The organism is Cellulosimicrobium cellulans (assembly GCF_024124905.1).
Classification (GTDB): domain Bacteria; phylum Actinomycetota; class Actinomycetes; order Actinomycetales; family Cellulomonadaceae; genus Cellulosimicrobium; species Cellulosimicrobium cellulans_G.
Genome location: NZ_JAMXST010000004.1, coordinates 163,133 through 185,378 on the forward strand (window position 1 = coordinate 163,133; position 22,246 = coordinate 185,378).

Consider the following 22,246-nt stretch of genomic DNA (forward strand, 5'->3'; position numbering starts at 1 on the left):
CAGGGGGTGAGAGCCACGGACACCGCCGGTGTCCGTGCGGGAATCACGTGCGCGCGCGGCCGACCAGAGCGACGCCGAGGATCGAAACGAGGGTCGCGCCCAGCGCTTCCATCGCTCCATCGCTTGTCGAGGTGAGTGGCAGCTGGGGCAGGAGCAGCCGACAGCCGACATAGCCGACGAGCGCGCCGAGCACGGCCCCGACGACCACGCCACGAAGGCGCCACCGTCGGCGCCCGGTCACCAGAACGCCGAGCAGGGCGCCAGGTAGGGGAAGAAGCAGCGCATGCGGGCCGTCCAGTGCGATGCCTCGTTCGGAGAGCCATCCGCTGAGGAAGGGGATGGTGAGGAGGGCGCTGACCCAGTATCCGCCGACGAGACCGAGGAGGACACCACCTGTGTTCCATCGTCGTGCCCGCTCCGGTCGGGTACGGGGGACAGCAGCGTCCTTCTCGTCAGGCGAGCGCTCGACGGTGGCCTCGGTGCCCTTCTCGACGAGGCTTCTCAGCTTCTCGGCCAGCCCGCGCCCCTTGGGGTAGTACCTCGTGAGCGAGACGCGGCCGTACGCGCTGAAGTCGGCTGCACGGCGCGGCTCGGTGATCACCGTCACGGTCGTCGCCGTCGAGTGCTCGGCGTAGGCGCCGAAGTCCAGCCCGACGAGGAACTGGTCGAAGCTCGTCAGGGGGACGGGCTCCCAGCGTCCGTCGTCGCGGTGGATCAGCTTCCCGGCCGGAAACACCCCGTTCCCCTGCTCGGCGAAGACGAGCTCCTCCTTGCGCTCCTCCAGCACGAGGTCCCCGGTCGCCCGGAGCACCCAGCGGTACGTGGTGACGGTCTCCTCGCGGACGGACGAGTCCGTGGTGTCGAACCTGCTGAGGGCCGTCGTGAGCTCCCAGAACGCGGTGGCCCGCGCACGCTCGGGGACGGTCTCCACCAGTCGGTCGATGAGTGCCTGGATCTCGCCGGGCTGGTCGTCCCGCGGTTCGGACCAGTACTGCTCGACGTCCTGCGGGGTGGCCGCGACGCCGCGCCGGGTGCCGGTCCCACCGCACGCGGTGCAGCGCGGGGCCCGCGGGGCGGGGGCCGGGTCGTCGGGCCGGAACGACGTCGTGCTCGTCGGGAGCGTCTGCGTGCCGCTCCCGCCGCACGCACCGCACGGGGCGGTGAAGCGGGACGCGGCGTCACGACGCGCCGCTGCCCCGGCCGAGGTTCCGGCGGGCTCGACCGACATCTCCGTGCGGATCGACGCTGTCCCCCCGTGGCGCTCGACGGCGCGCACGAACGCGGACGCTCTCTTCTCCCTCGTGAAGCGTGGCGTCCCCGACGGGTCGACGCCGAACTCGCTCCTCAGCTCGGCCAGCGCCGCGTCGCGCGATCGCGGCGGGAGGGTGAAGTCGACGAGGTACACGGGTGGCTAGCCCCACACGATCCCGCACACGGGGCACCGGACGAACGCCCCTTTGTTCGCGATCTCCGTGCCGCAGCCGCGGCACACGTAGGCGGCGGGGGAACTCACCAGGGCAAAGTGCTCGAACATGATCATGTCGTCGGTCCTCTCGTGGCTTTTCGGCTCGCTGTCGGGAACATGCTCGTCCATGCGCGGTTACCGGTCGGGGCGGCGTGTTCAGCGGTGCTGAAAGCCGGCTATCGCGCGGGGTGGCCAGGGCTTCCGCGTCCCAGCCGACGGTGCAGCGCGACGAGCGCGGCGCCGAGCCCGAGCACGACGACGAAGAGCCCGGCCACGGCGCCCAGCACGGCAGTCCACCCGGCCTCGTGCACGTCGAGGAAGGGATAGGGGACGTGCGCCTGGCCCGCGAGGTCGAGGGGGAGCACGACCGCGAAGTACACGAGCGGCCACAGACACCAGCGCAGGGCTGTGCCGAACGTCCCGCGACGCCCTCGCTGTGGGCGCACGAGGTAGTCGGCGGTCGCGAGGACGGGCCCGACGCCGTGCAGCAGCACGTTCGCGACCCGGACCCAGGCGTCGTCATGGGGCTGGATCCACGTCCCCGTCGGCGTCGCCGGCGCGATGACGGTCGCGAACACCAGGCCGGAGAGCACGACGCCCGAGGTCGCGGCCCCACGGGCGCCGTCGACCCACGCCCAGCCCGGACGGGCGGACGCCACGATCAGCGTCGCGGCGAGCAGGATCGCGGAGTCGACGGTGTAGTAGGTCAGAGCGGGGGCGGGGTCGGTGCCCTGGACCAGCTGGCACACGACGCCGACGACGAGCACGGCGACCGTCACGCCGCGCAACCACGCCCGACCCCGGTCGGGCGTCCGGGCGCGCGCCGTTGTGCCGACGTCGGACGCGGTCACCCGTGGTCCTCCGCGACGTCGGCGACGAACCGGCCCAGACGCCGCACGCTCGGCAGGGAGTGCCACAGCGCGTGCGTCCCGTGCATCGTGAGCTCGTCGACGCGCCGCCCGGCGGACCGTGCCGCGTCCACGACGTCCGCGACCGCGCCGGGCAACGACAGACGGCTGTCCTTGCCGCGCACGACGACGACGTGGGTGGCGCCGCTCGCGACGACCTGCGCCCCGAGCCGGCCCGCTCGCAGCGCGTTGGCGAGCAGCAGCAGGTCGACCCGGTGGTGGTCCGGCGTGCTCGGTTCGGGTCGTCGGTCGGGCGGACCGACGGCGCCCGCGACGTCGTCGTTCTGGGCGAGCGCGTCGTCGACCAGGCCGTCCTCCGCGCGGGTGGCCCCGGCGAGGTCCAGCGGTCGCCACGGACGTCCGGCGACGGGCTCGACCAGGACCAGCAGAGGGACCGGCGTGCCCGTGCCCTCCCGCAGCACGGAAGCGATCGCGGTGCCGATCGAGGCACCGAGGGAGTAGCCCAGGACCGCGGCGCGCGCGGAGCAGACCGACGGCTCCGCCGTCGTGGCGGCCTGGAGCATGCGCCGCGCGACCGGACGGAAGTCCGACCGCGCGAGGAGCGCCCAGCGCTCGCGCGGGGTCAGCCGGGAGGCGTCCGCTCCGTGCCCGGGCGTCTGGACGACGACGAGGCGGGCGCGCAGCAGCGGGGCGAGCAGGCGAAACCGCTGGAGCTCGAACTCGTCGAGCCGGGCGGCGTACCCCAAGGCGACGACGAACGTGCGATCCGCGTTCACGGGGCTGACCACGGCGACGGGGAGCGGGCCGCCGCAGGTCGGGACGGTGCGGAGGGAGAACGTGACGTCCTCGGGGAGCACGGTCAGCACCTCATCGCCTCGCTGTTCCGGCGGGAGCACCGGGACCGGCCCGGAAGAGGTCGAGCGCCACCGAGACGTCCTCGGCGCGCCAGAACTCCTGGGTCTGGTCGAGCTCGTCGCGCAGGGCCCCTCGCACCGCGTCGCGGTCGTACCCGGCCTCGTTCCCGGCGCGGTCGCCGTCGAGGCCCAGGGGCCAGTCGTCGACGAGGTACTGGTCGTAGCAGGCCACGAAGTTCTTGACGCGCTGGTAGAGCCGACCGACGAGCCGGTCATGGAGCTGGCGGACCTTGTCGACGGTGACGGGCTCGACCGCGCGGGTCCGTCGGTTCGGCCGCAGCGCCCGCGAGATGAGCCCGACGCGTCGGTAGGCCTCCACGTCCTCGGAGAGCTTGTTCTCCTGGAGGACCCGCAACCACTGGTAGGCGTCGCTCCCGCGCCCCTCGGTCACCCAGCCCAGTTGGCGCCGGGCGTGCCGGAAGTACTCGAGAAGCTCGTCGAGAGCGTGCGCACCGTCTGTCACCCTCTCCTGGTCGACGCCGGCGTGCCCGAGCCTGCGCAGCTGCTCCGGCATCCCCTTGGGGCGGATGGAGAAGACCGGGACGCCGAACCACGACCACGCCGCGGCGGCGAAATAGCGGGACGTCTGTTCGTCGAGGTCGACGAAGGTGTAGAGCGCGGTGACGGGTCGGGCGCCGCGCGCCGCGACGTACTCCTCCGTGGCGAGGAGCCGGGTGAGGTGGAGCAGCACCCCGATCCCTGTGGAGAGCTCGACCTCCTCGACCCGTACGGCCGCACCGTCGGCTGGCGCGGGGTGCTCGACCGCCACGACGGGACCCAGCCCGCCGTACCGGTGGGTGTTCAGGCTGAAGTCGACGAGGATCACGTCGAGCTCGGCCAGGCTCGCCACCCCTCCCTCCTCGAGCGCCCGTACCAGCCGCTGCGCGCTGCTGTGGTGGACGACGTCGTACCGGGTGCTCGCGTCCCGGTCCTCGGTGTCCTTGACGACCGCCGCCACGATGTCGGCCTTGGCCTCCAGGTCGTCGACGAGCAGCACACGTCGGGTCCGGGTCATCGGTCGTCCTCCTCCATGTCGAGCAGCGAGCGGTACGTGTCAGGCCAGCGGGCCTCGATGGTCTTGCCTCCGGCCGGGCGAGGGACCTGGCGCAGCGTGCCGCCACGGTCCGTCACGGTCGAGCGCACGTTCCGGAGGTTCCCTCGGGGGTTCTCCCACACGGCGTCGGGCACGAGGTCGAGCGCGTCCGTGACGGCGACGACCACGGCGCCGTCGACCATGCGGACCGCGATCCGGAGCGTTCGCGACCTCCGTGGCGTGCCGGCGTCGTCGTACGCGTCGACCGCGTTGAGGGTCAGGGTGGACACGACGTCCCGGGCGAAGTCCTTGTTGACCTTGTGCGGCACGCCGCCGGTGGTGCGCCGCGGGCCGGTGCCCGCGTCTCCTTCCGGACCGTCGACCAGCAGGTCCAGGTCGAGGTCCACCTGCACGCCGCGGGGTCCGCATGCCTGGCGGACGGTCGTGCGCAGGTCCGGGAGCAGGGACTCGTCGATGCTCAGACCGTCGCGGGCCTTGGCGTGCAGGTACTTGAAGTCCTCGACGAAGGCGGCGAGCCGGACGGCGTCGGCCGGGTCGACCTCCTCGACGGCCATCAGCCGTTCGAGGAGCCGCACCCGTGGGCTGACCACGTCGTGCAGCCCGCGGGCGAGCCGGGACGCGGCCTCGTCCTGCGCGTGCTTCGCCACGAGCCCGCCCGCGCCGACCGCGCGGTCGTGCTCGCGGGTGCGCAGGCCCAAGTAGGCCGCGGCGCCGCAGGAGAGGTAGGCGTAGGGCACGGCCGAGGCCGGCCAGGCGCCGATCGCGGTGGAGAGCGCCACGACGACCGCGGCGAGGACGACGAGCGCCGGCCAGGCTGCCCACCGAAGACTGCGCATCACCGTGCCCCCGCGGGAGAGCGCGGAGTACGTCGTCGACTCGAGCAGCGGGCCCGCGCAGGCGGACGTCGCGTACAGGATCCCGACCAGGAAGGTGGCGACCTTCAGCCATCCCGTTGGGGCACCCGCCGTGGTGCCGAACGCGACGCCGAGCACGGTGGCCGCGGCAGCGACCCCGCCGAGGATCCCGGTCACGTTGAGCCAGCGCCGTTCGTAGGCGCCGCGCGCGACGCCGCTCAGCGCGGCGTCCAGCCCGGCGACCGGCGCCCGCGCGGCGTCCCGCGCGCTCGACGCGCGCACGAGCGGCTCGAGCCTGACCTCGAGCACCCCCTGTACGACCGGGAGGGCGAGCAGCGCCCACGCCCACCACGCGACCGACGGCAGCGCGAGGTATCCCGTCGCCACGACCGCCGTCAGCGTCAGCCGGGTCAGGTAGGGGCGGATCCGGTCGTAGACGAACACTCGGCGGTGCGCGACCTGCCGGAACCAGTCCGACGACGGCGCGGGCGCGACGAGGTCCGCGAACGGCTGGACCCAGCGGCTGCGCCGGGGTCCGACGACGTCGAGAGTGATCACGCCTGCTCCTCACGGCGCCCGCGGGCGCGCTGCCCAAAGGGATTGCTGGGGTGCCGGGGACTGGTGATACCGGTCGTCGCCGGGTCCCCGAGACCCACGGCGATCTCCTGTCGGACGAGCTGCTCGAGCTCCGCCGCGAAGGCGGCGTTGCTCGTGGTGGCAATGATGGCATCCGCGGCGAGGCGGTCGATCTCCGCGGTGCGCTTGTGGTGGTTGGCGAGCAGGTGCTGGTAGGACGCCTCGTGCTCGGTGAGCTCGTCCTGGCACGCCGTCAGCTCGGCGACCGCGCGCCGGCCGGCGGTGTAGGCGTCGTTGCGCCAGTGGTAGAGGTCGCCGAACGTGAGCAGGCCGCACAGCACGTACACGGCCAGGAAGACCCCGGCCGCCAGGGCGTCGAAGCCGCTCTCCGCCGGCTGCGGGACGGCGCCCTCGTAGGCGACGGTCGTCGCGACGTCCGACACCTGCAGGCGCAGACGCATGAGCAGGAGGGCGAGCGCCGCCCACGCGGCGAGCAGCAGGACCGGGAGCAGGAGCGGCGCCCAGGACCCGGGATGGTTGCCGGTCGCGCCGCGCCAGGTCCAGCCCGAGACGCCGGCCGTGAGCAGCGCGACCAGCCCCAGGCCCAGCGCCGTGAGCCAGGTCATGACCGGGTCGTGGCCCATCGACCGGGCGACGGCCGGGTACATGACCAGGACGTCGACGAGCGTGATCGCGACCGCGAGGACGACGAGCCCGACCGGGGCGAGCCGTGACCGGGGTCCCAGCCCGGCGAGGGCCGGGTCGGACCAGCGCAGGCGGTGGACGCGCGCGGACTCCGTCGGTGTCGTGCTCATGGGCGGTTCTCCTTCTCCAGCTCGTGGAACAGGTCGTCGGGGCTCAGGAACGGCTCCGGACCGGCGAACGGATCAGGCGCGAAGCCGGGCTCGGGCACGCCGCGGGGCGCCACGGACGGAGCCGTCGCCGCGTCGATCGCCTCGCGCAGGTCGACGGCGGCGGGTGCCGTGGGCGCGCGGTGGGGCCGAGCGTGGCGTGCCGGGTCGTAGGCGTCGCTGCCGGTCAGCACCGCGCGCCATGCCGTGACGGAGGCGGTGAGCTCGGCGTCGCGGGTGCGCAGCCGCGCGACCGAGGCCTGGGCGCGCGTCAGATCCTCGAGCTCCATCGCGCGCAGCAGGGCCGACGTCACGACCCGGGACGCGTGCTCGCGGCGCACCGCCTGGTCCCACCCCTGCCGCAGCGTGTCGATGCGGGCGTCGAGGAAGTCGGCGGTCAGCTCGTCGAGCGCGCGGGTCGCGAGCGCCTCGTGGACCCACCCCCGGACCTGCTCGACGACCGCGAGCCGGTCCACGGGCGCGGTCGCCGCGGCGTGGTCCAGGGCGGAGTACTGGTCCGGGCGCTCGACGTGGGTCGTCGTGCCGCGGCGCCGGTCGGCGAGCGCGCCGAGGTCAACCCGACGGGTGAGGGTCTGCGCGGTCGGGGAGTGCTGCGGTCGTCGCTTCCTACCGAACATCGGTGTGCTTCTTCTGCTCCGGACCGGGGGTGGCCGTCAGGCTCGGTGGGGCGTCTGCGTCGCGCAGGCGTGCGCCCAGGCCGTCCGGCAACCAGGGGCAGGGCCGTCCGGTCCACGTGGCTTCCGACGCCTCCCAGGGGGAGGGCCACGGCGTCGTCCCGTCGGCGGGGGCGACGCGCAGCGCGCGGGCGTACGTCTGCAGCCTGCGGGTGTAGTACCAGCGCAGCCGGTCGGACACCTCGCGGGCGAGCTCGATCTCCTCGAGCAGCAGCGACCGCAGCCGCACGCACTCGTCGAGCGCGTCCGCGCGGCGGGCCCGGACCTGGTCCGCGCGGGCGCTCGCGGCGGCACGAGCCGCGGCGTGCTCGCGTGCCCGACGAGAGGCGACCTGCTCGGCGGACAGGTGCACCTCGCCGCCGCCGGACCCGGAGCGTGGCGCCGGGAGGACGGCGGCACGCGCCTCCAGCTCGGCCAGCTCCCGGTCCAGGCGTTCGACCTGGCCGAAGGCGCGGTGGAGCCCGTCGATCGCCGGGGCCAAACGGTCGGTGGTGGCCGACAGCTGCCGGAGGTCGTTCTCCCGCCAGGTCGCGTCCAGGCGCGCGGGCCACGGGAGGTGCCGTGCCTCGACGCCGAGGGGGGCCGCGCGACGGCGGTCGGTGCGGCCGGCCATCCGGTCGGCCAGCCGCAGCAGGGGCCCGTAGGACCGCGCGTGCTCGACCGACCGACGGGCCCGGGGTGCCGGGGGAGGCGTCCTGCTCGTCATGGTGGGCTCCTCGTGCTCGGACGTCGTGCTCGGGACGTCGTGACGAGATGAACTGTGCCGGGAGCGCACGGCCCCCGACCACACCCCTGTTTCAGCGGTGCTGAACCTCGGGCGTCGATCCGGTCCCCGGTCCCGTGGTTGCCTCGGTGCCCCGGCCCGCACCGGGTCGGGGCGGCGCCGCCGCCTGGTCCCACCGCTCGAAAGGCGACCTCATGCCACTCGTCTCTCGCCCTCGTACCGCGGCGACCGTGCTCGGTCTGAGCGTGGTCACCGCCGTGGCCCTCACGGGGTGCGCCACCGGTGCGGCCTCGTCCGGCGCCCCCGACGTCGACTGCCTCCACGGCGGCTCGCTCGCCCTGGTCGTCCCGGTCCACGCCGGTGCCCAGGCGCCGGGCGTCCCGCCCGAGTGGGACTGCGCGCTCGACGCGGCGATCCGGCGGTCGGCGCCGATCAGCGTGGTGACCGTGGAGGGGAACCCTCAGGTGGTCGTCTCGGGCTTCCGGGCCGACGTGAACACGTCCAACGAGCTCGTCGCGGCCGACGACGTCACGGCCGCGAAGAACGTGGTCGTCGGCGCCGTCTCGGGCGCGACCGCGACCTCCGACGGCGTCGACCTGCTCGCCGCGCTCGCGCTGGCGGCTGACCTGGCGCCCGGTGGCCAGGTCATGTCGCTGGACAACGGCGCGACGGACTCCGGGGTCGTCCGGACCGTCGAGGACGGGATGACCACGGTCGTCGACCCGGCCGACGTCGCCACGCTGGTCGTCGACTCCTCCTCGTGCCCGTCGGTCGAAGGGGCGCGCGTCGAGCTGTACGGGCTCGGGTACCAGGTCGCCCCGGCCGAGCCGCTGTCGCCGCGCCAGCACGACCGGCTCGAGCAGGTCTGGCGGGCCACGCTGGAGGCGTGCGGCGCCGAGGTCGCCGTGGTCGCGCTGCCGCGGACCGGTGACGGGCCGACGACGGCGCGCACGGCGCGGGCGGTCACGCCTGAGGAGGATCCCGCGATGCCGACGCCTGCCGCCGGAGCGGCGGCGTGCGAGGCGGTGCTGCCCGACGCCGTCGTCGGGTTCGTCGCGGACGAGGCGACCTTCCTCGACCCGGCGCGCTCGATCGAGGTGATCGCGGACGCCGCGGACCGGGTAGCGGCGTGCCCGGGCACGATCGAGGTCGTCGGGACCACGAGCTCGGCGGGCACGCCGGACGGGCGCGAGCGCCTGTCGACGCAGCGGGCCGAGGCGGTCCGCGCGATCCTCGCGGACCGGCTCGGGGTGCCCGAGTCCGACGTCGTCGCGCGCGGGCTCGGGTTCGACCGCGACGAGTGCGTCGAGGACCGCCCGGACGGCGTGCTCGACCCGGTCCTGGCCGCCCAGAACCGCAAGGTCGTCATCCGGGTGGGTGCATGATCGGCAGTCGCGACGTCGCCGACGCCTTCTCGTCGGTACGTAGGTGCTTCAGAACCGCTGAACGAGGGGCCGTGCGCCGACGGGTGCGGCGCGACAGGATGGGATCCGTCCCACGGGAGAAGGTGGTGACGATGGCACACGCCTGCGAGAAGTCGGGCGCGCAGAGGTGCGCGTGGTGCAAGACGGCCGAGAAGGACGGGTTCTCGACCCGCACGTGCTCGTACTACGGCACGTGCGACGAGCGTCCCGTCTCGAGCCGTCCGGAACCGGTCCCGCGCGGCCGGGCTCCGGGTCCGGTGACGGGCACGTGCGCAGCAGTTCCGGTGGACGCGATGGGGAGGACGAACATGAGCTCGGACGTCGTCGAGCAGGTCGAGAGCCTGATGGTCAAGACCGACCGCGGCATGCTCACGCCCGACGAGCTCTTCCAGGAGGCCGGGGACGCCCTCGCCCGGGCTGCGGACGTGCGGGACACCCGGCTCTGCGAGGCCGTCGCACGCCTCGCGCTCAGCCCCGATCTCCCGGCGGAGCACGTCGTCCCGCTCGCACGGTCCACCTTCCTGTGGACCCGGCTCGACTGGGGGCGTGCCGAGACCGGCGAGGAGGTGCTCGACGCCGCGAGACGCGCGCTCCTCGCGCGGGTCGAGGACGACGTCGCCGACGCCGACCCCGTGACCGTGGCGACACTCGTCGGCGGGTTCCCGTCCGTCTGGTGCCCGCCCGTCTGGATCGACCGAGCGATGGAGTCCGATCTCGGGCCGGAGGCACGAGCGACCGCCAACGCGGCGCTGCTCAGGACCGTGGTCGACCACCGCGGTACCGAGTACGCGTTCCGGCACCTGGTCGAGCCGTTCCTCGACACGGCGACGCGTCATGGCGTCGACCTGGCGCTGAGCGCGCACGAGCACGTGGGGTGGAGGGCGCACCGGGTCCCGCGGGCGCGCCGGGCGCTGCGGGCCTACCTCCTGGCGTCCGTCGAGGGGGACGAACCCGGCGCCGTGCCGCTGGCCACCCGGCTGTCGATCGACCTCGACGACGCGGCCGCCGTCGAGGTCGTCCACCGCGTCACGCGCACCGACCCCGCGGCGTGGCGCGAGGACGCGTCCGTGCTCGCCTTCGTCCTGTGGGTGGGTGGCAGGCGCGACGCCGCAGGCCGGGTGCTCGAGGAGTTCGACGCGCACGCGTGCAGCGGGGGGTGGGCGTGCGTCGCACGGCACAGCCTCGCCGACTACCTCCGGATGAGCTCAGGGGTCGTACCGCCCCAGGTCGTCGCGTCGACCCGTGGTGCACAGGAGTACCGGACCGGGATAGCGAGCGTCGGGGCGCTCGTCGGCAGGCTCGCCCTCATGCGCCGGGACGCGTGCGCGGAGGTCGGCGACGCGGAGCAGGCGAGGCTGTCCGGCGTCGCCGTCCTGCGCTACCACGGCTACCGCGAGTACGACCTGCACCTCCAAGCCGCCGACCTCGAGTTCGACGTGCGTCTCGTCGACCGCGTCGCGGTCACCCCGGACGAGCTCTTCGCGACCCGCGTCGCCGTCGACGCGTGTCCGCCGACGCCGGACGACGGGTTCCCGCGCCTGGTCGAGGGCGTCGTCCTCTACTCGCGTCCGAGCTCGGCAGCGACGACGAGCAACGGGCGCCGCACCGCGTCCTCGACAGGTGCTCCGATCTCGGCGAAGGGCGTGTCCTCGTCGAACCCGCCGTAGACGCAGCGCTCGTAGGACGCGAGGAGCCGGCCGGCGGCGAGCAGCCCGGCCTGTGCCGGGTGGTCCCGCCAGGCATCGCTCAGAGCCGCCATCGCACGCCTCTGGTCGTCGAGACTCCACCCGTCGGGGTACTCGAGACCGCGCGGGTACGGCCGGAAGTCGCCGGGGAAGAGCATCGTGCCGGTGCAGCCGAGCGGGTCGAGCGCAGAGTAGGCGGGCCGAGGCCCGTGCTCGACGACGAACGTCACCGGCCCCTGCGAGGTCTCGACCACGAGCGGGTCGGGGAGCCAGGCGACGATCTTCTCGCTCAGCGCCCTGGCCTGGCGCGGTGTCCGGGGGATCTCGAGGTCCGCGAGGCTCAGCGGCGGGGTCGGCGGCACACACCCAGTGTGCCGGGACGCACGACCTCCGTCGTCGTGGCCGAGCTCCACCCGTGGAATTCACCCGACGAAGCGGTGCCCGCCGAACGAGGACGACGGTACGTTCCCCCCGCTCCGTGAGGTCGCGACCGTCGCGGCCGGAACGAACGATCGGTTCGCCCCAGGCGGTGCGCCGGAACCCGAGGAGGTCGCATGTCCGCTGCGCCAGAGTTCGACACGCTCGACGAGTTCGTCGGGGACCTCCGCGCGCTGCGCGCCCGGGCGGGAGACCCCACCCTGGAAGCCTTGGCCCGCCGCACCGGCGTCTCCAAGAGCGTCCTTTCCGACGCGCTCGCCGGCAAGCGCCTGCCGACCGCCCGTACGGTCGAGGCACTGGTTCGAGAGCTCGGAGGGGACGTCGGGGTGTTCGTGGCCCGACGCTCCGACCTGGATACGACGAGCCGTTCGAGCGCGGGTGCCCCGACGAACCACCCGACGGCGTCACCGTCGGTGCCGGTGCGCATGGTGCGGCGGACCACGTCGACCTGGCTCGCGGTGGCGGCAGGCCTCGTGGGCGTCGTGGTCGGTGCGGTCGGTGCCGCAGTGGTCGGCCTGGTGACGGAGCCGGCGGGAGTTGCCGAGACGGCGTCGCCACCCGCCGTCGCCGAGAGCAGCTCAGCACGGATCACCGTGGCGACCGGCGAGGACCCGGCGGCGACCGAGTGCGTCGAGGACGCAGCGGTGGTGGCCGCCGAGGACCGCACGAACGACACGTTGCTGGAGATCGTCTGGTCGGACGCGTGCCAGGCCGGCTGGGCACGGATCACGCGGTACGACGGCAAGGCGGCCGGCAACGTCGTCTCTGCGAGCATCTTCCGAGAGGTGGCCCCGGCGGGCGCCGACCGGCAGGACACCACCGAGCCCGGCGTCCAGGGGGCGTACACGACGCTGCTCGTCCGCCCCACTCCCGACACCCGCGTGTGCGCCGTCGGAGAGATCACTCTCGCCGGTGAGCACATCTCCTTGGGCGAGCCGATCTGCCTCTAGGGAAGGGTGAGAACGCGGCTGGCGGCGCCCTCGAGACCGTTGAGATCTCGGCCTTCCGGACGTTTCCGGATGCCGGACGGAACGCTCGGACGATTGAGGTCTTCTGGGTCTCGAGCCGATTCGTGAAGATGTGAGCGACCCGAGGTCCAGGTCGAGATCTAGGACCCGCCGGCTCGCCCTCCAGGCGGTCGGTAGGTCCCACGAGACGGGAGCAAGACGATGACGTGTACCAAGTGCGGCAGGCCTCTCCACGACTGCCCGGACTGCAACGGCGGGCGTGCCAGCGGTCTGCTCGGCAGGCTCACGTGCTCGACCTGCCGCGATACCGGCGCGCTGTGCCGGGAGCACGGCGGTCACTGGAAGTGACGTCGTCCCCCCGCCCCTGGACCCCCGCGACAGCTCCGAGAGAGGACCCCACGTGACCACCTGGTCCGACGTCACACGGTTCGTGCACACCAACTACACGGCGGAGAGCATCAACGACGCCACCATCAAGCTGGTCTTCGACACCGGGAACCTGCGCTCGCAGCTCGTCTTCGTCGAGCACACCTGGAACGACACGGGGGCGGACTGGGTGAAGGTCAACTCGCCCATCGGCACGATCGCCGAGGTCGACGTCCGTCGTGCCACCGAGATCGTCGGCGGGATGCTCGTCGGCGGGATCATGAGCGACGGCGAGTACGTCTACGTGACCAACGCGATGCCCCTGCGGAACCTCGACGCGAACGAGATCACCGAGCCCCTGGTCAGGGTGACGACCATCGCCGACAGCATCGAGGCCGAGCTTCTCGGCAAGGACACGGTCTGATCAGACGTGTCCCCGGGCGGGGACGGCCGAGAGGTGCCCACGACGACGTGGGTGCCCGACAGAAGAGAAGGAGAGCAGTCCCGTGGGAATGAAGCAAGAAGAGAGCGTGTACCGCTCGCGCCTCGACGTGGGGTCGCTCCGGCAGGTCCTGCGTGGCGCGTGCGGGAAGGCGGAGATCAGCCCAGTCCAGTTCGACGCGCTCGACGACCCGCCCGACTTCTCGATCCTGGCCGAGAAGCGAGGCTTGATTGGGGGAGACTCGGCGATCCAGGTGCACATCAACGACAACGGTGATCACCGCCTGGTCCTGCTCGTCGCCCTCGGGGACTCCGGGTTCGCACGTGCGATGCAGGGAGCCAGGAACTCTCTCAGCTTCGGGGGATCCAAGAAGTTCGCGGCGACCGTCGCGGAAGCGATCCGCTCCGCCGACCCGTCGTTCCAGCAGGTCGGCTGACGCGAGCGGGGCAGCCCGTGCACGTCGCGCGGGCCGCCCGTGTACCGCGCTGCTTGCTCAAGGGAGGTTCGGTTCGCGGCACCTTGCCGGGACGGCGTCGTGGCCGACGCGCGGCTGTCGCCCGGGCAGCGTGCGTCTGCCGGGCACGTCCGCCGAGGGGGGGAGCGGGACCGCCCGCCGCCCTCGGCGCGACCCTATGCTGGCCGCGTGGCCCTCACCGAGCTCGTCCCCGTCCCTGGTGGGACGTTCCGCATGGGTTCCGACCGGCACTACCCCGAGGAGGGGCCGGCGCATGACCGCGCGGTCGAGCCGTTCCTGCTGGAGCGGCACGCGGTGACGAACGCGCAGTACGCGGCGTTCGTCGCGGACACGGGGTACGTCACGGTCGCGGAGCGCCCGCTCGACCCGGCCGACTTCCCGGGAGCGGACCCGGCGGACCTCGTGCCCGGGGGTCTCGTGTTCACCCCGACGGCGGGCCCGGTGGACCTGCGCGACTGGCGGCAGTGGTGGCGGTGGCAGCCCGGGGCGTCGTGGCGCTCGCCGCAGGGGCCGGGGTCCGACGTCGCCGACCGTCCGGACCACCCGGTCGTGCTCGTCGCGTTCGAGGACGCGTCGGCCTACGCGGCGTGGGCGGGGCGCCGTCTGCCGACGGAGGCCGAGTGGGAGCGGGCCGCTCGCGGCGGGGTGGAGGGGGCCGAGTACGCGTGGGGCGACGAGCTCGCGCCGGGAGGGCGGCCGATGGCGAACACGTGGCTCGGCCGTTTCCCCTATCTCAACGAGGGCTGGGGCGGGACGTCACCGGTCGGGTCGTACGAGCCGAACGCGTACGGGTTGCTCGACCTGATCGGCAACACGTGGGAGTGGACGGTCGACACGTTCGCGCCGCGCCACGTCGTCCCCGGCACGCGCGGGCCGGACGCCGGGGCACGGCCGAACCTCCTGGCGCCGACGACGTCGCCGCAGGTCATGCGCGTCACCAAGGGCGGATCCCACCTGTGCGCGCCCGAGTACTGCCGCCGGTACCGGCCGGCGGCCCGGTCGCCGCAGTCGGACGACAGCGCGACGACGCACCTCGGGTTCCGCTGCGCCGCCGACGTCGACGCCGCCTGACGGACGACGAAGGCCCCCGCCGGACGGCGGGGGCCTTCGTCGTGCATGGAGAGCAGACAGAGCTCTCCGAACAGCGTGAACGTCAGCCGCAGGTGTACGTGACGCCGTCCTCGAAGTGCGTGCCCGGACCGAGCTCGGCGCACTTCTCGAGGACCGCGGAGGTGGTGACGCCGATGATGATGCCGACGACGATCGAGATCACCAGCATGATGGCGCCGACGATGATGCCCGCGAGGGCGACGCCGTTCTTGTAGCCGGCCTTCTTCGACTTGTTGAAGGCGATGATGCTGAGGATCAGGCCCACGATCGACAGGCAGCCGAGGAACGACAGCACGAGGCCGACGATGCCCATCGTCTTGCCGGGGTCCTGGGCCGGGGCGGAGTACCCCGGGGTGCCGCCCTGCGGGGCGTTGTACTGCGGCGCCTGCGGCGCGCCGTACTGGGCTGCCTGCGGGGCGCCGTACTGCGGGGCCTGCGGCGGCTGCTGGGGCTGGCCGGGCTGCGGCGCGCCGTACGCGGGCGGTCCGGACGGCGTCCCGCCAGGCTGCGGGTTCTGGTCGGGCTGGTCGGGGGTCGACATGCGATCTCCTCGGCGATGGGTTCGGGCCCGGCCAGTATGCCGGTCGAGGCCGCCCGGCGTCCCGCGCACCCGCGGCGCGTCCCGAACACGGGTCGCCGGTTCGTCCGCCGTCCACCCGACGGGCCGACCGTCACGAGTCCCACACATCCGTGTGTCGGCGGGGCGTGGGGCATGCGCGATGATGGGGGCGTGAACTCTCGGAAGGTCCGATTCGTCCCTGTCGCCCTCCCCGTCGTCCTCAGCCTCGGTGCCGTCACGGCGCTCGGCGGCTGTGCCGCGGAGAGCGCGAAGGCCGACGGGCCGTCCGCGGCCGAGACCGGGCTCGTCGCACGCGCGGCGGAGCCGAGCGACGGCGTGCTCGTGCTCGACTCGGTCGACCCGGCGGAGCTCGCGCTGACGAGCAGCCAGGCTTTCTTCACGTCCGCCCCCGTGGTCGTCCTCGCCGTCGCCGACGACGAGGCCGCGCAGGCCACGGCGGCCGCCGCCGCGGTCGAGCTCGCGGCGCCCGTGCTCCTGGTCGGTGGTGCCATCTCCGACGGCGGGCTGCGCACGGAGCTCGCCCGGCTCGGCACGGTCGCCGTCGTCGAGGTCGGCGAGGCGGACGCGCCCCCGGGGCAGGACGACGCGGGCGAGGTCCCCGAGCGCGCGACGCTGGGCGACGTCGAGGGCGTCGAGCGCGTCCTGCTCGACGTGGGCGCGCTCGGTGCGGACGGGTCGCTCGACCAGCACGACCTCGACGACGTCCGGGACGCGCTCCCCGAGCGCGGCGAGCCGGAGACGCTCACGGAGGTCCTCGCGCTCACCGAGCCGGGGAGCCTCGACGCCGCGGGCGGCCCGCAGTCCGCGGCGATCGCGACGGCGCGCGCGGCCGGGGCGGTGCCGCTCGAGGTGCCGCAGGGTGACCCGCGGTCCTCGGCGGAGGTCGTCGACGCGCTCGCGGCGGCGAAGGCGCTCGCCGTCGTGGGCATCGGGGCGAGCTTCGGGTCCGCGGACGACCTGGCGTGGCGGCTGCGCACGGCCGAGGCGGGCATCCTGCTCCCGAGCGGGTCGCAGCTCGTGCTCGCTGACGGGGTGCGGTACGTGGCGGTCGAGGCGGACGCGGTGACCTCGGGGCTCGTGGCGGTGGGGGACCGGGCGGTGTCCGACGCCGTCTCGCGCGCACAGGACGCGGCGGCCTCGTACGCCGAGGCGGCCCCGGGCGACGTCGTGGTCCCGGTGCTCGAGGTCCCCGCGACCCGGGCGTCGTCGAGCGCGGGGACGGACCGGGACTACTCGACGGAGCTCCCGGCGGACGAGCTGCTGCCGCTCGTGGACGCCGCCGCGACGGCGGGGGTGCTCGTCGTCCTGCGGTTCGAGCCGGGGCGCGCGACCTTCGACGAGCAGGTGGCCGAGTACGCGGACGTCCTCGCACGCCCGACCGTGGGGGTCGCCCTCGACGTCGACGCCCGTCGCGCCGGCGGGGGCGTGCCGACCGGCACGGTCGACGCGACCGAGCTGGGCGCGGCGATCGACGCGGTGGGGGAGGTCGTGCGCACGGCGGGGCTCCCGCAGAAGCTCGTCGTGCTGCAGCGCTCGGACGCGGACGCCATCCGCGACGCGGCCGGCCTCGACCTCGGGTCCGGCGAGACGGCGGTCGTGCTGCAGTCCACCTCCGGCGACGGCTACGGCGCGCGCGTCCGCGACTGGGGCGTGCTGCTCGACGGCCTGCCGCAGGGGCTGGTCGGCGGGTGGACCACCGGGTCCTCCGACCCGGCGCGCGACGTCGAGGGCGTGCTCTCGCTCGACCCGAGCCCGCGCTACGTCGCTCCCTCGCGCTGACCCGAGGTGCGCCCCGAGGCGGTTGGTCGGGGCAGGAGGCCCGGGTTAGGGTGTGGTGCTCGCAAAAGCCGAATCGATTCGATCCCAGCCCCAGACGACGAGGTACCCGATGGTCTCGATCATCCCCCAGCCCCTGCAGGTCGAGCCCGGCGCGGGCCACGTCCCCGTCTCCGCGCTGGAGGTCCACACGCTCGGCGTCGAGCGGACCGCGCCCTGGCTCGGGGACCTGACCGCCTCGCTCCTGAGCGGACTCGACGGCGTCGTCGCGACGCACGAGGACCCGGCGTCCGGCGGCACCGGCCCGTCGGCCGCAGCGGGTGCGGTGACGGGCCCCGCGGCCCCCACCGCCGTCGTGCTCCGGATCGACGCGCAGGCGGGTCCCGCGGGCTCGACGAGCCCGGAGCGGTACAGCCTCGTCGTCGACGACGGCGGCGTGACCGCGACCGCGGCCGAGCCGGCCGGCCTGTTCCACGCGGTGCAGACGCTCCGGCAGCTCGTCGAGACCCCCGGCCCGGGCGACGTGCCCGCGCGGGTGCCGCACGTCGTCGTGCACGACGCGCCGCGCTACCCCTGGCGCGGCCTGTCCGTCGACGTCGCGCGGACGTTCTTCGGCCTCGACGCGCTGCGCGCCGTGATCGACGTCGCCGCGGCGTACAAGCTCAACGTGCTCCACCTGCACCTCACGGACGACCAGGGCTGGCGCATCGAGTCGCCGTCCCGGCCCGAGCTCGCCAAGCTCTCCTCGGGGAGCGACACGTCCGGTGGGAAGGGCGGGCACCTGTCCCTCGCGGACTTCCGGGCGCTGCAGGACCACGCGGCGGAGCGCTTCGTGCGCGTCGTGCCGGAGATCGACGTCCCCGGCCACATCAACGCGGCGACGCACGTGTACGGCGACCTCATGCCCGACGGCGTCGCGACGGAGGCGTACGCCGGCATCGAGGTCGGTTTCTCGCGCCTCACGTTCGACCTGCCCGCGACCGAGCCGTTCCTGCGCGACGTGTTCACCGACCTGGCGCACGCGACCGACGGCGAGCACGTGCACCTCGGCGGCGACGAGGTGCTGAAGATGGAGCCCGCGGAGTACGCGCGGTTCGTCGAGCTGTGCGAGCGTCTGATCCTCGACGCCGGCAAGAAGCCGGTCGCGTGGCAGGAGGCGGCCAAGGCGCCGCTGCGCCCGGGCACGCTCGTGCAGTACTGGGACACGCACCCCATGGACCTCACGTACCTGGTCGACGCCGCGAAGGCCGGGGCGCGCATCCTCCTGTCGCCGGCGAACCGCGTCTATCTCGACATGCGGTACACGGCGGACTTCGATCCCGCGCTGGGTCAGGACTGGGCCGGCCTCGTCGAGGTGCGCGACTCCTACGACTGGGAGCCCGAGGAGGTCGTGCCCGGTCTGCCGGCCGACACGATCGAGGGCGTCGAGGCTGCGGTGTGGACCGAGCGCATCCCGACGCTCGACGCGCTGTTCACCATGCTCCTGCCGCGCCTGAGCGCCGTCGCGGAGGTGGGCTGGACCGCGCCGGAACGCAAGGACTGGGACGGCTTCCGTCGCCGCGTCGCCCGCGAGGCGCACGCCTGGCGCCGCGCGGGGATCGCCTTCCACGAGTCGGCGCAGGTCGACTGGTGACGCGTCAGATCCAGGTGGGCAGCCACATGTGCAGGCGCCAGAACCAGTACGGCACCTGCCACGCCGTCCAGATCGGGTAGAAGAACACGCTGACGGCGCCGATCGTCGTGAGCAGGACCGTGAGCCCCACCCGGACGCGCGCCCGCGCGACCGGGCGGTGCTCGGTGCGTTCGAGCGCGAGCGTCATCGCGTACACGAGCGTGAGCACGACCCACGGGGTGAACACGATCGAGTAGAACGTGAAGATGGTCCGCTCGGCGTAGAGGAACCACGGAGCCCACCCGGCGACGATCCCGCTGAGGACGGCGAGCGCCCGCCAGTCCTTGAGGCGGACGAGCGCCCAGAGCGCGACGAGGATCGCGAGCGCCGCCGTCCACCACAGCACGGGGTTGCCGAGCGACGTGATCGCCCGGGCGCACCGCTCGACCTCGCACCCCGCCTCGCCGGGGTCGTAGGAGCGCCAGTAGAACGACGTGGGGCGCCACTGGACGATCCACCCGAGCGGGTGGGCCTCGTACGTGTGCTCGGACGTGAGCCCGTTGTGGAAGTCCCACATCTTGAGGTGGTACTCCCACAGCGACCGCAGCGCGGGCGGGAGCCACGGGACGCCCTCGCCGGGGTGCTCGAGCGCCCACTGGCGCATGTACGCCCCGGGGGTGCGGAACCACGACGTCCACGCGCCGAGGTAGGCGAGCGCCGCGGTCGGGAGCATGACCAGCGCGGCGGGGATCGCGTCGCGCACGAGCGCGTCCTCCCACCAGCGCCCGATGCCCGCCGCGCGCCGCGCCGTCGCGTCCCACAGCACCGACACGACGGCGAAGACCGCGAGGAAGTACAGCCCCGACCACTTGACCCCGCACGCGAGACCCAGCGCGACGGCCGCCGCGAAGCGCCACCACCGCCACCCGAGGCCGGGCCCGTAGCGTCCGATCCGTCCGCCGGCGTCGAGGATCGCGCCGCAGCGGTCGGCGAGCCGCCGGCGCGCCTGCTCGCGGTCGAGCAGCAGGCACCCGAAGGCGACGAGCACCCAGATCATGAGCATGTTGTCGAGCAGACCCGTGCGGGAGTGCACGATCGCCTCGCCGTCCACCGCCATGAGCGCGCCCGCGACGATCCCCATCGCCGTCGAGGCGAACAGCCGCCGCGCGATCCGCGCCACGAGCACGACGGCGACCACCCCGACGACCGCCGACGCGATCCGCCACGACCACGGGTTCTCCGCCCCGCCGAAGAACCTCATCCCGAGCGCGATCATCCACTTGCCGAGCGGGGGGTGGACCACGTAGTCGGCGGTCGGGAGGAACGAGTTCACGTCCCCGGCCTCGAACGCCGGGTTGGGCTCCTCGGGCCAGTCGGCCTCGTACCCGACCTGGAGCAGCGTCCACGCCTGCTTGACGTAGTACGTCTCGTCGAACACGAGCGTGCCGGGCCGGCCGAGGTTCCACAGCCGCAGCACCGCGGCGACGGCGGCGACGATCGCGACCCCGAGCCACCCCCACAGCCGGTCGTGCGCAGTCGCTCCGAGGGCCAGACGGCGCGGCCCGAGCAGCGCGAGCAGGAGCCGCTCGCGGTGCGTCAGGTCGGACGCGGCGTCGTGCTCGATGCCCGCGGCCTCGTCGGCCCGCTCACCCGGCGACTCGGCGGCCGGGTCGTCCGACGGGTCGGACGCCTCGGCGTCGGGCGGCGGCCGGGTCCCGGCGTCGTCCGAGCGGTCGTCGGGGGCGTCGGACGCGGGCCGGGGCCCGGGGTGCGCGTCGGCGGGCGGCTGGGACACGCTGGCCATCGTAGGGGCACACGGGTGTGGAACCCTGGGAGCCATGTCCTCCTCGACCGACGTGCCCGACGCCGACCGGCCCACGACCCCGCGGGAGGCCGGGCACCTGGTGCTCGGCGGCACCCCCATCGGCAACGCGGAGGACGCGAGCCCGCGCCTGCGGCGCCTGCTCGCGGAGGCCGACGTCGTCGCGGCCGAGGACACGCGCCGCCTGCACGCGCTCGCGGGCCGGCTGGGCGTGCAGGTCGGCGGTCGTGTCCTCAGCTTCCACGAGCACAACGAGACCGACCGCGCGGACGACCTGCTCGACGTCGTCGACGGCGGCGGGACGGTCCTCGTCGTCTCGGACGCGGGGATGCCGAGCGTGTCCGACCCCGGCTTCCGCGTCGTCGCGCGCGCGGTCGAGCGCGGGGTCCCCGTGACCACGGCGCCCGGGCCGAGCGCGGTGCTCACGGCGCTCGCGCTCTCCGGGCTCCCGACGGACCGCTTCTGCTTCGAGGGGTTCCTGCCGCGCAAGGCGGGCGACCGCACGCGCACGCTCGCGGCGCTCGTCGACGAGCCGCGCACGCTCGTGTTCTTCGAGGCGCCGCACCGCGTGGCGGAGACGCTCGCCGCGATGGCCGAGGCGTTCGGCGCAGACCGGCCGGCCGCCGTCGCGCGCGAGCTCACCAAGACCTACGAGGAGGTGCTGCGCGGGCCCCTCGCCGAGCTCGCGGAGCGCGCCGCCGAGGAGCAGCTCCGGGGGGAGATCTGCGTCGTGGTGGGGGGCGCGCCGCCGCGCGGGCCGGTCCCGCTCGCCGAGCTCGTCCCGGGCGTGCTGGCGCGCGTGGACGGCGGCGAGCGGCTCAAGGAGGTTGTCGCGGACGTCGCCCAGGACGCGGGGGTCGCGAAGCGCGACCTCTACGCGGCCGCGCTGGAGGCGCGCCGCCGCTGAGACCGCGCGGGCCGGGTCGTCAGCGCCCGACGGCGGTGCTCGGCTCGAGCGCGACCCCGGCCGCCGCGAGCTCCTCGCGCGCCGCGGCGCCCAGCTCGGGCGTGACCGGCACGGTGAGGTCGGTGAGGACCCGGGTCGCGAGGCCGAGCGCGTGGGCGTCGAGCGCCGTCGCGCGCACGCAGTGCGACTCGGCGATGCCGACGACGTCGACGGCCTCGATCCCCGCGTCGCGCAGGACGTCCGCGAGCGGCCGGCCGCCGACGTCGACCCCCTCGAACCCGGAGTAGGCGGCCTGGTACTCGCCCTTCTTGACCCCGGCGTCGGGCGCGAGGTCGGCCAGCGCGGGGTGGAGCTCGGCGTTCGGCGTGCCCGCGATCCCGTGCGGGGGCCACGTGTCGACGAAGTCCGGCTCCGGGCTCCAGTGCTCGCCCGGGTCCACGTGCCAGTCCTGGGTCGTGACGACGAGGTCGTAGGCGTCGCGGTGGTCGCGCGCGTGGTCGGCGATGCGCTGCGCGACGGCGTTCCCGCCCTCGACCCCCAGCTCGCCGCCCTCGCAGAACGTGGGCTGGACGTCGACGACGATCAGCGCGCGGCGCGGCGCGGAGGTGCTCTCGCTCATACGCCCACTCTGCCACGGCG

21 protein-coding genes are annotated in these 22,246 nt (G+C 74.2%); 9 read left to right on the forward strand and 12 right to left on the reverse strand.

Going from position 1 to position 22,246, the window contains the following annotated elements; translation table 11 throughout:
- Nucleotides 1-43: 43 nt before the first annotated feature.
- The 8 genes from NHH00_RS12975 to NHH00_RS13010 form a co-directional block, all read right to left on the reverse strand.
- The gene (locus NHH00_RS12975; protein ID WP_253052771.1) at nucleotides 44-1,405 is read right to left on the reverse strand and encodes a hypothetical protein; all 1,362 of its coding nucleotides are present in this window, start codon (nucleotides 1,403-1,405) and stop codon (nucleotides 44-46) included.
- Between the two features lie 236 nt (nucleotides 1,406-1,641).
- Nucleotides 1,642-2,316 (reverse strand): Pr6Pr family membrane protein, encoded by a 675-nt coding sequence (locus tag NHH00_RS12980; RefSeq protein WP_253052773.1) that lies wholly within the window; start codon nucleotides 2,314-2,316, stop codon nucleotides 1,642-1,644.
- Complete coding sequence (locus NHH00_RS12985) at nucleotides 2,313-3,200, reverse strand: hypothetical protein (protein WP_253052775.1); 888 nt, start codon at nucleotides 3,198-3,200, stop codon at nucleotides 2,313-2,315. Before NHH00_RS12985 ends, NHH00_RS12980 begins: the two co-directional genes overlap by 4 nt.
- Before the next feature lies 1 nt (nucleotide 3,201).
- A complete protein-coding gene (locus tag NHH00_RS12990) occupies nucleotides 3,202-4,263 on the reverse strand; it encodes a hypothetical protein (protein WP_253052777.1) in 1,062 nt (353 codons plus the stop codon).
- Nucleotides 4,260-5,714 (reverse strand): hypothetical protein, encoded by a 1,455-nt coding sequence (locus NHH00_RS12995; RefSeq protein ID WP_253052779.1) that lies wholly within the window; start codon nucleotides 5,712-5,714, stop codon nucleotides 4,260-4,262. The genes NHH00_RS12990 and NHH00_RS12995 overlap by 4 nt, the downstream gene beginning before the upstream one ends.
- Nucleotides 5,711-6,547 carry a hypothetical protein gene (locus tag NHH00_RS13000; protein ID WP_253052781.1) on the reverse strand — a complete coding sequence of 279 codons (837 nt, stop codon included), beginning with the start codon at nucleotides 6,545-6,547 and terminating at the stop codon, nucleotides 5,711-5,713. Before NHH00_RS13000 ends, NHH00_RS12995 begins: the two co-directional genes overlap by 4 nt.
- Complete coding sequence (locus NHH00_RS13005; protein WP_253052783.1) at nucleotides 6,544-7,221, reverse strand: hypothetical protein; 678 nt, start codon at nucleotides 7,219-7,221, stop codon at nucleotides 6,544-6,546. Before NHH00_RS13005 ends, NHH00_RS13000 begins: the two co-directional genes overlap by 4 nt.
- Nucleotides 7,211-7,984, reverse strand: coding sequence for a hypothetical protein (locus NHH00_RS13010; protein ID WP_253052785.1), 774 nt, complete (start codon nucleotides 7,982-7,984; stop codon nucleotides 7,211-7,213). Before NHH00_RS13010 ends, NHH00_RS13005 begins: the two co-directional genes overlap by 11 nt.
- A gap of 212 nt (nucleotides 7,985-8,196) precedes the next feature.
- Here NHH00_RS13010 and NHH00_RS13015 point away from each other — a divergent pair, with 212 nt between their 5' ends.
- Nucleotides 8,197-9,387 (forward strand): OmpA family protein, encoded by a 1,191-nt coding sequence (locus NHH00_RS13015; protein ID WP_253052787.1) that lies wholly within the window; start codon nucleotides 8,197-8,199, stop codon nucleotides 9,385-9,387.
- Between the two features lie 347 nt (nucleotides 9,388-9,734).
- Entirely contained in the window at nucleotides 9,735-11,093 is a 1,359-nt protein-coding gene (locus NHH00_RS13020) for a hypothetical protein (RefSeq protein WP_253052789.1), read from the forward strand.
- On the opposite strand, the gene NHH00_RS13025 is transcribed toward NHH00_RS13020, so the two are convergent.
- Nucleotides 10,985-11,473: a hypothetical protein gene (locus tag NHH00_RS13025; protein WP_253052791.1), complete on the reverse strand. Its 489-nt coding sequence runs from the start codon at nucleotides 11,471-11,473 to the stop codon at nucleotides 10,985-10,987. The two genes, NHH00_RS13020 and NHH00_RS13025, sit on opposite strands and share 109 nt — an antisense overlap.
- A 192-nt stretch (nucleotides 11,474-11,665) precedes the next feature.
- Here NHH00_RS13025 and NHH00_RS13030 point away from each other — a divergent pair, with 192 nt between their 5' ends.
- The 4 genes from NHH00_RS13030 (at nucleotide 11,666) to NHH00_RS13045 (ending at nucleotide 14,871) form a co-directional block, all read left to right on the forward strand.
- The gene (locus NHH00_RS13030) at nucleotides 11,666-12,499 is read left to right on the forward strand and encodes a helix-turn-helix domain-containing protein (RefSeq protein ID WP_253052793.1); all 834 of its coding nucleotides are present in this window, start codon (nucleotides 11,666-11,668) and stop codon (nucleotides 12,497-12,499) included.
- A gap of 418 nt (nucleotides 12,500-12,917) precedes the next feature.
- Entirely contained in the window at nucleotides 12,918-13,307 is a 390-nt protein-coding gene (locus tag NHH00_RS13035; protein WP_253052795.1) for a hypothetical protein, read from the forward strand.
- An 88-nt stretch (nucleotides 13,308-13,395) separates the two neighbouring features.
- A complete protein-coding gene (locus tag NHH00_RS13040) occupies nucleotides 13,396-13,761 on the forward strand; it encodes a hypothetical protein (protein ID WP_253052797.1) in 366 nt (121 codons plus the stop codon).
- Nucleotides 13,762-14,013: 252 nt separating this feature from the next.
- Nucleotides 14,014-14,871, forward strand: coding sequence for a formylglycine-generating enzyme family protein (locus NHH00_RS13045; RefSeq protein WP_253053685.1), 858 nt, complete (start codon nucleotides 14,014-14,016; stop codon nucleotides 14,869-14,871).
- An 82-nt stretch (nucleotides 14,872-14,953) separates the two neighbouring features.
- On the opposite strand, the gene NHH00_RS13050 is transcribed toward NHH00_RS13045, so the two are convergent.
- Nucleotides 14,954-15,451 carry a DUF4190 domain-containing protein gene (locus NHH00_RS13050; protein ID WP_253052799.1) on the reverse strand — a complete coding sequence of 166 codons (498 nt, stop codon included), beginning with the start codon at nucleotides 15,449-15,451 and terminating at the stop codon, nucleotides 14,954-14,956.
- 189 nt (nucleotides 15,452-15,640) lie between these two features.
- On the opposite strand from NHH00_RS13050, the gene NHH00_RS13055 reads away from it, so the two are divergent.
- On the forward strand, nucleotides 15,641-17,269 hold the full coding sequence (locus NHH00_RS13055) for a hypothetical protein (protein ID WP_253052801.1): 1,629 nt from the start codon (nucleotides 15,641-15,643) through the stop codon (nucleotides 17,267-17,269).
- Nucleotides 17,270-17,378: 109 nt separating this feature from the next.
- Complete coding sequence (locus NHH00_RS13060) at nucleotides 17,379-18,899, forward strand: family 20 glycosylhydrolase (protein ID WP_253052803.1); 1,521 nt, start codon at nucleotides 17,379-17,381, stop codon at nucleotides 18,897-18,899.
- A gap of 4 nt (nucleotides 18,900-18,903) precedes the next feature.
- On the opposite strand, the gene NHH00_RS13065 is transcribed toward NHH00_RS13060, so the two are convergent.
- On the reverse strand, nucleotides 18,904-20,682 hold the full coding sequence (locus tag NHH00_RS13065; protein WP_253052805.1) for a dolichyl-phosphate-mannose--protein mannosyltransferase: 1,779 nt from the start codon (nucleotides 20,680-20,682) through the stop codon (nucleotides 18,904-18,906).
- A 34-nt stretch (nucleotides 20,683-20,716) separates the two neighbouring features.
- Here NHH00_RS13065 and rsmI point away from each other — a divergent pair, with 34 nt between their 5' ends.
- Nucleotides 20,717-21,607, forward strand: a complete 891-nt coding sequence (rsmI, locus tag NHH00_RS13070; protein WP_253052807.1) for a 16S rRNA (cytidine(1402)-2'-O)-methyltransferase — start codon at nucleotides 20,717-20,719, stop codon at nucleotides 21,605-21,607.
- Nucleotides 21,608-21,626: 19 nt separating this feature from the next.
- On the opposite strand, the gene NHH00_RS13075 is transcribed toward rsmI, so the two are convergent.
- Nucleotides 21,627-22,226 carry an isochorismatase family protein gene (locus tag NHH00_RS13075; protein WP_253052809.1) on the reverse strand — a complete coding sequence of 200 codons (600 nt, stop codon included), beginning with the start codon at nucleotides 22,224-22,226 and terminating at the stop codon, nucleotides 21,627-21,629.
- Nucleotides 22,227-22,246: the final 20 nt, after the last annotated feature.

Coding starts and splice junctions, on each gene's coding strand:
- NHH00_RS12990 (WP_253052777.1), bottom strand. CDS start 4,263: ATGACCCGGACCCGACGTGTGCTGCTCGTCGACGACCTGGAGGCCAAG.
- NHH00_RS13000 (WP_253052781.1), bottom strand. CDS start 6,547: ATGAGCACGACACCGACGGAGTCCGCGCGCGTCCACCGCCTGCGCTGG.
- NHH00_RS13005 (WP_253052783.1), bottom strand. CDS start 7,221: ATGTTCGGTAGGAAGCGACGACCGCAGCACTCCCCGACCGCGCAGACC.
- NHH00_RS13010 (WP_253052785.1), bottom strand. CDS start 7,984: ATGACGAGCAGGACGCCTCCCCCGGCACCCCGGGCCCGTCGGTCGGTC.
- NHH00_RS13015 (WP_253052787.1), top strand. CDS start 8,197: ATGCCACTCGTCTCTCGCCCTCGTACCGCGGCGACCGTGCTCGGTCTG.
- NHH00_RS13020 (WP_253052789.1), top strand. CDS start 9,735: ATGAGCTCGGACGTCGTCGAGCAGGTCGAGAGCCTGATGGTCAAGACC.
- NHH00_RS13030 (WP_253052793.1), top strand. CDS start 11,666: ATGTCCGCTGCGCCAGAGTTCGACACGCTCGACGAGTTCGTCGGGGAC.
- NHH00_RS13040 (WP_253052797.1), top strand. CDS start 13,396: ATGAAGCAAGAAGAGAGCGTGTACCGCTCGCGCCTCGACGTGGGGTCG.
- NHH00_RS13045 (WP_253053685.1), top strand. CDS start 14,014: ATGGGTTCCGACCGGCACTACCCCGAGGAGGGGCCGGCGCATGACCGC.
- NHH00_RS13050 (WP_253052799.1), bottom strand. CDS start 15,451: ATGTCGACCCCCGACCAGCCCGACCAGAACCCGCAGCCTGGCGGGACG.
- NHH00_RS13060 (WP_253052803.1), top strand. CDS start 17,379: ATGGTCTCGATCATCCCCCAGCCCCTGCAGGTCGAGCCCGGCGCGGGC.
- NHH00_RS13065 (WP_253052805.1), bottom strand. CDS start 20,682: ATGGCCAGCGTGTCCCAGCCGCCCGCCGACGCGCACCCCGGGCCCCGG.
- rsmI (WP_253052807.1), top strand. CDS start 20,717: ATGTCCTCCTCGACCGACGTGCCCGACGCCGACCGGCCCACGACCCCG.
- NHH00_RS13075 (WP_253052809.1), bottom strand. CDS start 22,226: ATGAGCGAGAGCACCTCCGCGCCGCGCCGCGCGCTGATCGTCGTCGAC.